General features: G+C 37.7%; 14 protein-coding genes and 1 pseudogene. 6 read left to right on the top strand and 9 right to left on the bottom strand.

What is annotated here, in order from left to right; all coding sequences use genetic code 11:
• The 4 genes and pseudogenes from FJR08_RS21490 to FJR08_RS21475 form a co-directional block, all read left to right on the top strand.
• On the top strand, window positions 1–207 hold a 207-nt coding region (locus tag FJR08_RS21490), incomplete at its 5' end, for a hypothetical protein (protein ID WP_168634512.1).
• Between the two features lie 57 nt (window positions 208–264).
• A complete protein-coding gene (locus FJR08_RS21485; RefSeq protein ID WP_168634511.1) occupies window positions 265–522 on the top strand; it encodes an AbrB/MazE/SpoVT family DNA-binding domain-containing protein in 258 nt (85 codons plus the stop codon).
• On the top strand, window positions 510–914 hold the full coding sequence (locus FJR08_RS21480; RefSeq protein WP_254435826.1) for a type II toxin-antitoxin system VapC family toxin: 405 nt from the start codon (window positions 510–512) through the stop codon (window positions 912–914). The genes FJR08_RS21485 and FJR08_RS21480 overlap by 13 nt, the downstream gene beginning before the upstream one ends.
• A 13-nt stretch (window positions 915–927) precedes the next feature.
• Window positions 928–1,269: pseudogene (locus FJR08_RS21475) on the top strand (Rpn family recombination-promoting nuclease/putative transposase); the annotation flags it as partial.
• 463 nt (window positions 1,270–1,732) lie between these two features.
• Here FJR08_RS21475 and FJR08_RS21470 read toward each other — a convergent pair.
• Window positions 1,733–3,892, bottom strand: coding sequence for a Tex family protein (locus FJR08_RS21470; protein ID WP_168634510.1), 2,160 nt, complete (start codon window positions 3,890–3,892; stop codon window positions 1,733–1,735).
• 221 nt (window positions 3,893–4,113) lie between these two features.
• Here FJR08_RS21470 and FJR08_RS21465 point away from each other — a divergent pair, with 221 nt between their 5' ends.
• Window positions 4,114–4,326: a hypothetical protein gene (locus FJR08_RS21465; RefSeq protein ID WP_015078799.1), complete on the top strand. Its 213-nt coding sequence runs from the start codon at window positions 4,114–4,116 to the stop codon at window positions 4,324–4,326.
• Window positions 4,327–4,577: 251 nt separating this feature from the next.
• Here the strand turns inward: FJR08_RS21465 and FJR08_RS21460 are convergent, their stop codons facing one another.
• From FJR08_RS21460 to FJR08_RS21440, 5 genes are all read right to left on the bottom strand, one after another.
• The gene (locus tag FJR08_RS21460; protein WP_168634509.1) at window positions 4,578–4,907 is read right to left on the bottom strand and encodes a XisI protein; all 330 of its coding nucleotides are present in this window, start codon (window positions 4,905–4,907) and stop codon (window positions 4,578–4,580) included.
• Window positions 4,895–5,077 carry an element excision factor XisH family protein gene (locus tag FJR08_RS21455; RefSeq protein ID WP_168634508.1) on the bottom strand — a complete coding sequence of 61 codons (183 nt, stop codon included), beginning with the start codon at window positions 5,075–5,077 and terminating at the stop codon, window positions 4,895–4,897. Before FJR08_RS21455 ends, FJR08_RS21460 begins: the two co-directional genes overlap by 13 nt.
• A 282-nt stretch (window positions 5,078–5,359) precedes the next feature.
• Window positions 5,360–5,716 carry a PAN domain-containing protein gene (locus FJR08_RS21450; RefSeq protein WP_168634507.1) on the bottom strand — a complete coding sequence of 119 codons (357 nt, stop codon included), beginning with the start codon at window positions 5,714–5,716 and terminating at the stop codon, window positions 5,360–5,362.
• A gap of 152 nt (window positions 5,717–5,868) precedes the next feature.
• Window positions 5,869–7,452 (bottom strand): tetratricopeptide repeat protein, encoded by a 1,584-nt coding sequence (locus tag FJR08_RS21445; RefSeq protein ID WP_168634506.1) that lies wholly within the window; start codon window positions 7,450–7,452, stop codon window positions 5,869–5,871.
• Window positions 7,398–8,165, bottom strand: a complete 768-nt coding sequence (locus FJR08_RS21440) for an RNA polymerase sigma factor (protein WP_168634505.1) — start codon at window positions 8,163–8,165, stop codon at window positions 7,398–7,400. Before FJR08_RS21440 ends, FJR08_RS21445 begins: the two co-directional genes overlap by 55 nt.
• Before the next feature lie 164 nt (window positions 8,166–8,329).
• Between FJR08_RS21440 and FJR08_RS21435 the strand changes: the two genes are divergently transcribed.
• Complete coding sequence (locus FJR08_RS21435; protein WP_168634504.1) at window positions 8,330–9,115, top strand: Uma2 family endonuclease; 786 nt, start codon at window positions 8,330–8,332, stop codon at window positions 9,113–9,115.
• Between the two features lie 18 nt (window positions 9,116–9,133).
• Here the strand turns inward: FJR08_RS21435 and FJR08_RS21430 are convergent, their stop codons facing one another.
• From FJR08_RS21430 to FJR08_RS21420, 3 genes are all read right to left on the bottom strand, one after another.
• Window positions 9,134–9,391 carry a hypothetical protein gene (locus FJR08_RS21430; RefSeq protein ID WP_015078792.1) on the bottom strand — a complete coding sequence of 86 codons (258 nt, stop codon included), beginning with the start codon at window positions 9,389–9,391 and terminating at the stop codon, window positions 9,134–9,136.
• A 76-nt stretch (window positions 9,392–9,467) separates the two neighbouring features.
• The gene (gene ppc, locus FJR08_RS21425) at window positions 9,468–12,512 is read right to left on the bottom strand and encodes a phosphoenolpyruvate carboxylase (RefSeq protein ID WP_168634513.1); all 3,045 of its coding nucleotides are present in this window, start codon (window positions 12,510–12,512) and stop codon (window positions 9,468–9,470) included.
• A 602-nt stretch (window positions 12,513–13,114) separates the two neighbouring features.
• Window positions 13,115–13,339 (bottom strand): hypothetical protein, encoded by a 225-nt coding sequence (locus FJR08_RS21420; protein ID WP_168634503.1) that lies wholly within the window; start codon window positions 13,337–13,339, stop codon window positions 13,115–13,117.
• Between the last annotated feature and the right edge of the window lie 326 nt (window positions 13,340–13,665).

Here is a 13,665-nt window from a genome sequence, read left to right as displayed (position 1 = left end):
GGTACTTACACAATTAGGGATTTGTTGAAAGCGGAAGGTTATAGATGGAATGATACAATAAAATTTTGGTATCGTACCTATCCAGCAGAAGGTTTTTCAATTCCAGAATATTTTGATAGTGCAAATTGGATTTCTCAAGCTGTGGGAATTGAAGTGAGGTTTGATGATGATGAGGAAAATGAATTAGCAGTTTATCATATTGGCTAATATAGATATGAATATATGTTAAAATTGGATTACCATAAATAGTGGAAAATTATTGCAATGGAAATTACTAAACTATCAACTCAAGGTCAAATTACCATTCCCCAAGTTTTAAGAGATCAGTATCATTGGCAAGATGGTCAAGAATTAATAATAATTAATTTGGGTGATGGAATTTTATTAAAGCCTAAAAAAACTTTTCCAGAAACAAAATTAGATGATGCGGCTGGTTGTTTAAATTATCAAGGAAAAGCCAAAACAATTGAAGAGATGGAACAAGCGGTAGCACAGGGAATTGAAGAATCATGGAATCAATGATTGCTATTGATACCAACATTGTCGTTAGGTTTATTACCAAAGATGATGAGCTACAGTATCAACAAAGTTTAGCATTATTCAAAAATAAAAATATTTTTATTGCTGATACTGTCATCTTAGAAACTGAATGGGTTTTAAGGTTTGCTTATAAGTTTAAACCTTTGGAAATTTGTCAGGCTTTTAGAAAGGTTTTCGGTTTACCTAATGTTTATTTAACTAATGAAAAGCTAATTTTACAAGTTATTGAATGGCATGAAAATGGTATTGATTTTGCAGATGCTTTTCATTTAGCTTCTAGTAATCATTGTTTAGAGTTTTATACTTTTGATGAAAGATTTATTAAAAAGTCTCAAAGTTTATCTAATTCAACAGTAAAAAAGCCTGATTTGTAACTTGGTTAAATTAGTTATCACCAGAACTAAACAAGAGATAGATTCTCAACTGCAACAGCAACAAGTATTACAAATCATCGAGACAATTTTAATTTACAAGTTTCCAAGAATGAATAGGGAGGAAATAGAAGCCATGTTTGGATTAAGTGAGTTAAAACAAACCCGATTTTATCAAGAAGCAAAAGAAGAGGGAAAGGAAGAAGGAATAGAAGTAGGTGAACGCAAAGCCAAATTAGACGCAGTTCCTGGATTGATAGGATTGGGTTTAACTGGAGAACAAATCGCACAAGTTTTAAACTTAAGTTTGGCAGAAATTAGCGAGATTATTCAACAACAGAATACAAAGGACAGGTAAACATTTGGTGATTTGTGATCAAATCTCTGATTTTCATCCTTTAATCCTGCATATCCTGTATCCCTTAGAGGATGTTTTAAAAGTGGTATTCCGTAATTTTCATCATATTGCTACCCCCTTTACAAGGGGAAAGGGGGGAAACAATAAAAATCCAGTTCCCTGCCCTTTACAAGGGGAGGGTTAGGGAGGGGTAAAAAATATTTGATACATCAACCATAACTTTTCAAACACCCTCTTACGGGAGGTGTTAGCCACTTCTGACAATTTACCTAACTATACTGCAAACGGTTCATAGTTTAACCAAATATGAAACCCCTCTGGTAAACCTCTCCAGTATTAAATGTTATTCCTTTTCCCTCTCCTATAGGGAGAGGTGCGGGGAGAGGCTTTAAACCTTGTTCTTTGTATGATAAAAAAGTCCAGCTTCTAGCCGTTTTGAGTATAACAAGTCAGGGAGAGGTAATTATTGTTTGATTCCTTTCATTGATAAACCTATGCGTTTGAGTTTTTCGTTGATTTCTAAAACTTGCACTTTAACGACTTGTCCAACTTTCACAATTTTTTTCGGATCATCTACAAATTTATCAGCAAGTTGGGAAATATGCACTAAACCATCTTGATGGACTCCAATATCAACGAAAGCACCGAAGTTAGCAACGTTGGTAATGATTCCTTCTAGTTCCATTCCGACGGTTAGATCTTTAATTTCTTTGATTCCTTCTTTAAAGGTAGCATATTTGAATTCCGCACGAGGATCTCTGCCTGGTTTTTCTAATTCGCTGAGAATGTCGCGCAGGGTTGGTTCTCCAATGGTTTCGGTAACGTATTTTTTGATGTTGGCTTTTTTGAGGTTTTCTGCAACTTGTGTCACTTGATTTAAGGATACTCCTAAATCAGCCGCGATAGATTGTACCAAAGAGTAACTTTCTGGATGAACTGCGGTATTATCTAAGGGGTTTTCACCACCACGAATTCTTAAAAACCCTGCTGCTTGTTCAAAGGCTTTAGGTCCTAATTTCGCTACTTTCAAAAGTTGACGACGATTTTTAAATGCGCCATTTTGGTTACGATAGGCAATAATATTATTAGCTATGGTGGGGGTAATTCCCGAAACAAATGTCAGCAGTTCTTTGGAAGCAGTATTTAAGTCTACACCCACATAGTTAACGCAACTTTCGACGGTTTCATCTAATTTCTTTTTCAGTAATTTTTGATCAACGTCATGTTGATATTGTCCGACACCAATTGATTTAGGATCTATTTTAACTAGTTCTGCTAAAGGATCTTGTAATCTTCTCCCAATACTAATTGCACCCCGCACGGTAATATCTAAATCGGGAAATTCTTCTCTAGCTACGTCGCTGGCAGAATATATAGATGCACCAGATTCATTTACCACAACTTTAACTGGTTTATGGGCTATATTTGGTAATATTTCGGCTACAAATTCTTCTGTTTCCCGTGACGCTGTACCGTTACCAATAGCGATTAATTGAACTTGGTATTTTTCAAGTAATTTTTTAATAGTTTGGGCGGCTTTTTGGCGTTGTTCTGCTGCTTGGTGGGGAAAGACAGCTTGATATTCTAAAAATTGCCCAGTTTCATCTAATATAGCGACTTTACACCCGGTTCTAAAACCTGGATCTATAGCCATTGTGGGTTTCATTCCTGCGGGTGCGGATAATAGCAATTCTCGTAAATTGGTTTCAAAAGTTTTGATTGATTCTATGTCAGCAAAGGTTTTTTTCTCGTTTGTTACTTCGCTAATTAAGGAAGTTTTCATCAAGCGGTTAAAACTATCTTTTAACATGACTTGATAAAAATCTCGAATATTGCGAACTTGAGTTTTTATTTCTTGAGATTCTAAATAACCCAGCACAAAATCTTCATCAAACGCAACTTCAAAACTGAGAATTTTTTCATCTTCTCCTCGACATAAAGCCAACAGATTATGAGGGGCAATATTTTTGACTCTAATCTGATAATTTCGGTACATTTCAAATTTAGTTGTCCCTTGAGGATGTTCGTCTTTAATCCGAGAAATAAATACCCCATTTTCTAACAGATAATCGCGGACATAAGCGCGTAATTCTGCTTTTTCTGCTACTTCTTCAGCTAAAATATCAGACGCACCTTTTAAAGCTTCATCTGCGCTTTTTACTCCCAAGGTTTCCGAAATATACTTTGCTGATTCTGCCTCTAAAGATGCGGAAATACCATTTTTAACATTTAGGGATTTAATAAATGTAGCCAGTGCTTCTAGCCCTTTTTCTCTGGCAATGGTAGCGCGTGTCCGACGTTTAGGACGATAGGGTAAATATAAATCTTCCAGTTCGGTTTTTTGGAGACAGGATGCTATTTTTGCTTGTAGTTCTGGAGTAAGTTTATCTTGTTGAGCGATCGCATTCACAATTACTTTCTTTCTTTCTTCTAACTCCGTTAAGTAATTATGCCTATCTTGTAAATCCCGTAATTGCACTTCATCCATTTCATCAGTGCGTTCTTTACGGTAACGCGCAATAAAGGGAATTGTCGCCCCTTCTGCTAAGAGTTCTAGCGCATTTTGTACTTGGTGGGGTTTAAGTTTTAGTTCAGTTGCGAGGAGTTGGGAAATGTTCAACATTGGATATTTAAATTGAAAGTGTTAAATTGATTCCAGCACGAATAGATAGTGTTAACTTAATTTAGCAAATAATGGCATCATTTTAAAATAGCTAATTTCATCACTTGAGAATAAATTTGTTGCCATTTTGTCTTACTTAAGTATAATGTTAATAACGTTCTTGAAGAAGGTTAAAATCTACTGGTATTAAACAGTAGCTCGTAGTTTGGAGATTAGTGAAAATGCCTTTATTTTTCTTAATAACATTAGTTACAGGTGTAATGACTGGCTATCTCTTCCAAAGAAATGATGATGAAATCACCAATATTGCAGGTGTGTTCACAGCCGTCATTTTTATTGTAAGTTTAGTATTAGCACCTTGGCCAATTCAGTTTGGTTTGTTAATGTTTGTGGTCATTGTCAGTAACAAACTGCTGAATAAAAATTGGTTTTAAATATTATTGCGGGTATTACAGGTGAAAGCGGGGATATTTGCCCTTTGCCCAATTATGGTGTAATATGAGTAAAAAACATAAGCTCGTAATCATAAATAGGGTTTGCTGAAAAAGTCTTTTCGTGAGAGGTAGGAGTATTGCTAACGCCACGCTTCGCTATCAGGAGGAATTGGAGGTAGGTAAGAATAGCCTCGAAGATAGGGAAAGTGATTGGTTTGTAATGGGAACGTTTTTTGACTTCAATCACATTTTCAACTAGCAGCAAACTCGGTAAATTTCCGTTTGTATGGAGCTTTAAAACCCAAAACTATATCTTGTTTAGGAACTCCAGCTTCTACTAATTCATTAGCTACTCCGATTTCTGTGCCATCGCGTTCAATCCAAATTTTGCCATCTTTAATTTCTACGTAAATAATACAACCAAATATTCGCGTTAGTTCTTGCCAACCAATATTAATAACTTGATAATGATCGCGCTCTGTATCAAATATCAATTTAACTTCTGTTTGATTATTTGGGCGATTTCTTGCGTGACCTTCCAGAATTGTTTGGACTATTTCTTTGTAATTTAGTCTCTCCATATCACAATCTCCTCTTGATCTGGGTTAAAAATCAGTAATTTTAGGTCATATTCGCCAATTATTCTTTGAATAAACTTCCGACTAAAAAACTCATCATAAACATCTATTGTCCATCCATCTTTTGTCAGGACTGTTTTAACTGTATTATGAAATAAATCTTTAGCTGGCATACATAAATTAAACTTATTTAACCACTGTTAATAGCATAATATCTCAGATGAAAGGTTCAAAAGGCAATTAAAGATTTAGAAACATAAATTATAGTAACAAAACCCAGTTTATACCAAATTAAGTTGATTGATTTGTGAGGAAACAAGGGAAAGGCTATCAACCACGACAAAAACGTAGGGTGCGTTAGCGACAGCGTAACGCACCGAAAATCAGTAAATAAACATACATAATGTGCGTTACATTTCATTAACGCACCCTACAGGATCAGCGATCGCACTTAATTAGGGTAATTTTGCGCCACTAATTAAACCTTTATAACGAGTTGGTTGTGGCCGTGAATTTTTTAAATAGCACCGTGCAACTGGACCGCGAGGCTCAAAAGTAAGAATTCCTGCTGGCACAAATGTATAAGCTTTACAAGCTGTGTCTTGTGCACAAGAAACTTGACAATTGAGAGGATTATTGTCTGTCTGTACAGTATCTCTGTAATCAGACCCTGACCTATCTGCGCCAAATTCCATTGTAAGTGACTTAAATTGATCGGCTAAAGCTGATTGAGGAACAAATACAAATGTACCTATCAACAGAACTACTGCCAAAATCAAAACGTTCAGTTTTTTCGTAATTGTAGCTTTCATGTTCAAAAATCCTTGATGAGTTTAATTTAATTCAGTGGTTTTTTCTTCCCACACTATTTAGACGTTTTACCCCCCCCCATTTGTGAATTTTTCGAGTTACCGACAAATTTCCCAAAAAAAAACACCCTAAATCGCCATAACCCTTACTAATCTTACCTTTTAAGCCTCTCCAAAATTCTCTCCACATCCCCACGCACCGGATACAATAACTGCTGACTCAAAGCCCCTGTATAAGCCCGTCTAGCCCCTGACTTATCCCCCAAGCGAAACATCACCCTCCCTAACCAGTAATCAGCCATGGCTGGGTTAAATAACCTCAACTCCTGACATTTTTGAGCAGCTACCTCCCACCACCGTTTATTAGCCTTAGCATTTTTCAAAACTCGATAACTCTCCCCCAACCAAAACGCCGCTGGTACGGATTGCAAATAACCTCCATCTGGTAAAAGCTCCCATGCCTTTTTTAAGGCTTCCAGGGCTTCCCGATGTTTACGAGCCAAAATCAACACCTGGCCATGACGCAACCAAGCATCAGCTAACTGGGGTTGTAGTTTTGTCCCCTGCTCGGAAACCTGACAACCCCGTTCAATGTCTGGGAAATTTTCCACCAATACCCGCCCCGCAGTTGTCCACATACTCCAGCATTCAGGAAAGCGCGTTAACATCTCCTCCACTATGGAAGCAAGAATCGTTTTACTCTTCTCTGGATGAGGTGCAAAGGGTAAAATTTCACACAAACCCTGATAAATTTTCCGGTCATGGGGATACAGATAATACGCTTTCTCCATCATTTCCGCCCCTTGCTGGTATTTCCCTGTGTGGAATAAACTCAGCCCATAATAATACCAACCATAAGGATAATTGGGGGATTCTGTGGTAAATTTGGCTAATACCTCCACCCCTTTCGCCCAATCCCCTCGTAAAATGTGATAGTAGGCTAAGGATTTATGGACTTCAACACTATGGGGAATTGTTCCTAGTAAGGAGGTAATCATTTTTTTAGTGATTTTCCCCTCTTCACCGGATACCATTCTCGCCAGCAAACGTTGATCAATTTGTCGTTGTATTACCCGAAAATCATCACCAGCTAGGGCTATAAGGCTGTTAAACCTCTCTTTTGCCGTTTGTATATCCCCCACCGCCATCAGGGCATCATAGCTGTAAATCAGGGACATAACATCATCTGGATTGATTGCTAAAACCGGCTCTAGAGTGCGGAGAATACCCAGGGGATTTTCTACATTTTGATATACCTGTGACAAAGCCAGTCGGTGAAATACTTGATCAGGTTGTAAACTTGTGGCTAAATTAAAGGCTGTGAGAGCTTTTTCATTGTCACCTTCGCAAACTGCAATTAATCCTTGTATATGATGCTGATTTCCTGGATTTTCAGACAAAAATAGGGCTGTATTATAGGCTTTACAAGCCTCTTCTTTTTGTCCCATTAACTGCAATATTTTCCCCAATTTTAGATGGATATCAAGTAGTTGAGGTTGTCGTACAATTACTTGATTATATTCGATAATGGCTTGTTGCCAGTTTCCTATTTCGTAAAGCAAATCAGCTAATTCTAATCTTTTTTCCCATCCTTGAGGATATTTTTCAATGTACTTGTTTAAAGTGATAATTTTCTGTTGTTTTCTGGCTGATTTTTCTGCTATTAATAACTGAGCATTCATCTTTATACCAGATGAATCGGTGAATTGTACCAATGATGTGGTAAGGCTTCCAGACATATTAAAGTTGCTTTGTAGTCAATTTCTTCTACTATTGGAATCACGATTTTTAATGAAAAGGAATCAAAAGAAGTGTTATCTTCCCCCGCAAGATATTTATTTAAATCCCGTTTTAGAATCCTTCGCGCTTCTTGAATACGTTTACGAAGGTTCTCTTCAGAAATGGTGAGTTGTTTAGCGATATCTGGATAGGATTTGTTTTGACAACAACGTAAAATAAAAGGATAGCGTAATCTATCGGGTAAAGATGCAATTTTATACTTGAGATATGCCTCCAGTTCCACATTCAAAAGCTGGGATTCAGGAAGTTGTAAATTAGGAATAAGTATTGTGTCGTCAATATTATCAATTGTTGTAACTTCTAATTGACGTTTTCGAGACACATCTATGCAACAGTTATAAGTAATTTGAGCTAACCACGATTTAGGATGTTCAATGTCATTTGTAGATTGTGTCCATTGAGTCCAAGCTTTTAGCATTACCTGATTTACTGTATCTTCCGCATCATGGGAATTACCGTTGAGCCATTTTAAACAACAGTTGTAAAGATAACTTTGATGTGAGTTCCATAATTGCCAAAAATCCTGATGATTATTTGGAGTTTTATCGCCAAATTGGCTTTTTTCTGGCAATATATTTCCGTTTCCCATCTCTGATGACAAAAACAAGAGTTCTTGTTTTGGCTCTACCGACATAGATGAATTACTGTTCATTCTTAACAAGATGAAGGATAATGCACTGTGTACAGTATAATTCAGGTAAGTTCAGGTATCTGTAAATTATTGTTATAATTTGTTTATTGTCATCCTACTTAATCTCAGAAGTTAGGAGTCTTAAATTCTTAACTACAATAAACCTTCTAAAATACGAGGACATCATGACCTTTACCGCAGATCCTCCCTATACACAAACCAGCCTTCCAGATCATACTCAACTACCAGAATCTAACGGACTATTTGTGAAAAATTTCCAGGAACATCCTCAAAGCATTCTACTAACTCAATCTATCATTCCAGTATTACAAAAACTCCACGCTGATGGACAATATGCTATAGGACAAGATAGCGGTATTTATTGGCGAATAACTGAACCACCAGAACGAGGTGCAGAAGCCCCTGATTGGTTTTATGTTCCTCATGTGCCACCATTATTAGATGGTAAAGTCCGACGTTCCTATGTGCTTTGGCAAGAATTTATTGCCCCATTAATTGCTTTAGAATTTGTATCAGGAAATGGCACAGAAGAAAGAGATAAAACACCTTGGCAGGGGAAATTTTGGATTTATGAACAAGTGATTAAACCTGCCTTTTACGGCATTTATGAAGTTAGTAAAGCCAGCGTGGAAGTATATCATCTCATGGAGGGACAATATCATTTATTGCCACCAAATAAACGAGGTCATTATCCGATTACACCTATGGGAGTAGAATTAGGTATTTGGCAAGGGACATATCAAAATATGGAGTTACCTTGGCTACGTTGGTGGGATTTAGATGGTAATTTGTTACTTGATGGTCATGAAACAGCCGAAAATGAACGCCAACGGGCTGAAAATGAACGCCAACGGGCTGAAAATGAACGCCAACGGGCTGAAAGTGAAAAAGAAAAAAGCGATCGCCTCATCGCCCAATTACGCGCTTTAGGAGTAGAACCAGAACTGTAAAAAAACCCATATCTCCAACTACCAATCGCTAGATTTGCGTGTAATCAACCCACCCACAAACGCTCCTAAAATTGTCCCTGTCCACAGTCCCGCAGTGCTTCCTTGCCAACTTGCACCCGGAGTCACTAAAGCGCTGCACATTTGTTTAAATCCCCAAGCTTGGTTTTGACATTTTTGGCTATGTTGCATTACGGTGATTTGTCCAGCTATTAAAGCAGTAAAAAAACCGGAAGAAAGTGCCAAAAAGGTACAAATAAGAATGCGTTTTTTGATCATATTTTTGTTTCGCGCAAAGGCGCAAAGGAGCAAAGGCGCAAAGGAAGAAATTACGCCTTTTGCTTTTTGGTTTTTATCAGCCTGTATTTCTCATGCCGGCAGCAATTCCGTTGATGGTTAATAATGCTCCTCGGAGTAATTCTCCTTTGCTGTAACGAGAGTGAATTACTCCGGTTGTGGGGGCATTTTTTGATTGACGAAGGCGTTTTAATAGGGAAACTTGGATAAATCCTAAAGGCACAATTGTTCCATTTCTTAATTGTACAGAACGTTGCAATACTGGATCACCATCTAATAGTTTTTGGTGTCCGGTGATTTTTAAAACTAAATCTCTGGTCAGAAAGAATTCGCTAGAAATTTGGGCAAAAACTGTCTCAAATCGAGGTTTGTCTTCAGGGTTAGACAATTCATCAACATAGTGACGCGCCATTTCCATGTCTACTTTTGCTAATGTCATTTCGGCTTTAGAAATCACCATTTTAAAGAATGGCCATTTAAGGTAGAAATAGCGAAGTAATTTCAAATGTTGTTCTGGTTCTGCGTCTAAAAATTCTTGTAAGGCTGTGCCAATTCCATACCAAGAAGGTAATAAAAACCGGGTTTGTGTCCAACTAAATACCCAAGGAATCGCTCGCAGACTACTTAAATCTTTTTTACCAGATGGACGACGGGCTGGACGAGAACTAATTTGCAATTGGCTGATTTCTTCAATGGGGGTGACTTGGTGGAAGAAGTCAATGAAATCAGGTTGTTCATAAATTAGGTTACGATAGTGTTGACGCGACGCATGAGATAACTCTTCCATGATCTCATTCCAAGGTTCAATGTCATCAAACCCTGTTCCTAGTAAACTGGCTTGAATTACGGCTGTGGTGATAGTCTCTAGGTGATACAAAGCCAAATCTAACAAGGAATATTTAGAAGCTAAGACTTCCCCTTGTTCGGTAATTTTAATCCGGCCACTAATACTATGACCTGGTTGGGCTAAAATCGCTTCATGAGCAGGACCGCCACCACGTCCCACAGAACCGCCTCGTCCGTGAAAAATCCGCAGATTTACACCGTAACTTTCGGCGATTTTCTGAAGTGATTTTTGAGCTTTATGAATTTCCCAGTTACTGCTTAAAAAACCAGAATCTTTATTACTATCGGAATAGCCCAACATTACTTCTTGTAAGTTAGGATTTAGAGCAGAAATAGATGGAGGTGCTTGTTTTTCACTGAGCGAAGTCGAAGCTTTTGCACTGAGCGAAGTCGAAGTGTTAATTGCGGCGTAGCCACCAGCCAGCATTGCCCGATATAAAGGCAATTCAAACAGTTCCCGCATTACGCCTCTAGAACGTTGTAAATCTTCTACTGTTTCAAACAGAGGAACGATGCGAATTGTCCCCACTGCAACTACAGGATCAAATAAACTCGATTCTTTGGCTAAGAGTAAAACTTCTAGTACGTCGCTAACTTCGCGGCACATACTAATGATATAAGTTTGACAGATTTTAATGCCAAATTCTTGTTGTAGCGATCGCAAAATTCGGAAAGTTTCAATTACATCATTGGTTTTTTCTGAAAATGGTAATTCAGCGGGAATCAAGGGCCGCCGAGTTTGCAATTCTGAAGTTAACCAAGCGATTCTTTGTGCTTCTGATAATTCGTTGTAGGACTGGGGTAAAAGTTGCAAATATTCGAGAATCTCATTGATAGCATCAGCATGACGAGATGATTCTTGACGAATATCTAATTGGGTCAGATTAAAGTCAAATATTTCCACTTGACAAATCAGATTTTCCAATTCTCGACAACTTAAACCTGTTTCCGTTAAATTGCGTTGAATTAACAACAATTCTGTTAAAAATTCCGCACCAGAACGGTACATAGGTGCATCTTCATTGTTTGGCGTTTCCCGATTATATAAAGCCAAATTGCGATCGCGGGTATTTTCTAACCGCTTGAGAATGTAAGATAACTTCAGACGATAAGGTTCTTGGCGGAAACGCAATGCTAAATCATCATACACCCCACTTAACTGTGATTGATCCAACTCCAAAGACTCTAGCAAATCTGGTAGTACATCACTCCAGTGCATAGATACACTCAATAAAGACACTAACTCTTTAACTGACTTAATATACCGCTCTAAGACCATTTTTCGTTGATAACAAGCGGTTTTCCACGTTACCTCCGGTGTCACCGAAGGATTACCATCTCGGTCTGAACCTACCCAAGAACCAAAAGAGCAAAAATTTGTCGTCGGTGGTTGTAACCAGGGAAAAGTTTCCCCCAAAGAATATTTGAAGCGTTTGTATAGTTGCGTAATACCATCAAACAACACTTCCTGAAAGTAGTGAAGAGCATAATCTACTTCATCCAAAACCGTTGGTTTAAACTGATGTAATTCGTCAGTGCGCCACCAGAGGCGAATTTCTTCCAGTAATCTTTCCTTCACCTCCAAGGTTTCCCAAGGATAGCTACTAGCACGATTTTGGGCTTCATCTAGTTTTTGCAAAAGATGAACCACCTGACGCTGTTTATCCCGGATAGTATGACGGACAATTTCCGTCGGGTGTGCAGTGAAAACTAAGCGGATATCCAGTTGGGAAATCAGGCGTTGAATTTGTTGGGGTGGGACATTCAACTTAAATAACAGGGGAAATAAAGCCGCAAAAGTTCCTTTTTGGGGAGTTTCTGCTGTCATTAAGTCGCTACCTATTTCTTTCGTAACAGGTAATTCTTCATCTCGTTGATTAGTGGAATAAATTATACTGGGGAAAACGTCCTCGTCAGTTTCCCCAGTATAGCGATTTAATTGCTGCTTTTGCTCGTATTCCTGCTCAATAATATTAATCAACTGAAAGTACAACGCAAAGGCACGCGCCGCACGAATTGCTTCATTGATATTCAATTGTTCAATCAATTCTACAGCAGAGGCAGCTAGGTCATTTGTGGCTTGTCCTTCTGGGGAACATAAATCCCGCAGTTGACGCAAAAGATCCACCATTTCTTGACCGCATTCTTGACGCAGCACCGACTCCCACAATTCCTCTACTACCTGTAGACGATGACGTAAGAATAATTCCGAGTGTAGCACTGGAAAATCAATATGTTCAGCTTTCATAGTTTTCATCATACTCTCTAAGATACTCAAAACATCTAACCTACCTTTTTGAGCATCCAATATCAAGCTGTTAGCTTTTGTTTAGGAGCTACTCACAGGTGACTTATCTTACTTTTAACTGCTTTTGATTCGTTTTTAGGAGGAAGAGGCAATTAAAATCAACCACTTCACCAAATGCCTACTGGCCATTTTAGGATAAAGTTCGCCTTCACTCAAGAACAAACAGGAGAAAAGCGATCGCAGGGAATGGGAACGGAGTTAAAAGTCTTTTGGTGTATGGGTTTTTAGGTATTTTTTTGGTCAGAATCAGGATATCCAGGATTTGAGGATGTACAGGATTGTGATTTGTGAATTGTTTGTGAATGTTTTTTTCTATTATTGAAAAATTGCTATTTTGTCTGAATCAGGATAGCCAGGATTTGAGGATGTACAGGATTGTGATTTATGAATTGTTTGTGACTGTTGGTAGAATATTTTTTTCTATCATTGAAAAATTTCTATTTTGTCTGAATCAGGATATCCAGGATTTGAGGATGTACAGGATTGTGATTTGTGAACTTATAAATCCCTATTTCCAAATCGTTAAATACATAAGTATATTATTAATATGATTAAAATTCAGCTAAACCACGCGCATCATACACTGCTTGTAAACAATCTTTAAGATCATCACCTTGCCATTTACCAGCATGGCGTAAAATTGATTTACCTGAACCTAGACGTTGAGGAGGTTTTGCTTTTTTAATTTTCATATTTTTAACCATCATCAGCACTTCTGCTATTTCTTCTTCTGTCATTGATTCAATTTCTGTAACCAGTTGTTCTTTAAATGTCATTTTATTTTCTCCTATATTTAATTACTAATATAATGTCACAAAAATCAGCATTTTTTGTCAGAATCAGGATGTCCAGGATTTGAGGATTTACAGGATTGTTATTGTTTAATTTTCTGTTGGTATAAGGATTTAAAGATATTATATCATTAATATATATATCATTTTTTCTTAAACAAAAAAATCATCCTGTACATCCTTTAATCCTGGTTATTCTGATTCAGACAAATTAACGCCCAGATACTCGCCAGATTTTGATAGTCCTGTCCAGACTACCAAAAACGCACCCACCAGCAACGCCACTGGCAACCCATAAGTAAATTTAATCA

The organism is Dolichospermum sp. UHCC 0260, from assembly GCF_009711985.1.
In the GTDB taxonomy this organism is placed as follows: Bacteria; Cyanobacteriota; Cyanobacteriia; order Cyanobacteriales; family Nostocaceae; genus Dolichospermum; species Dolichospermum lemmermannii.
This window is presented reverse-complemented; position numbering and strand designations above follow the sequence as displayed.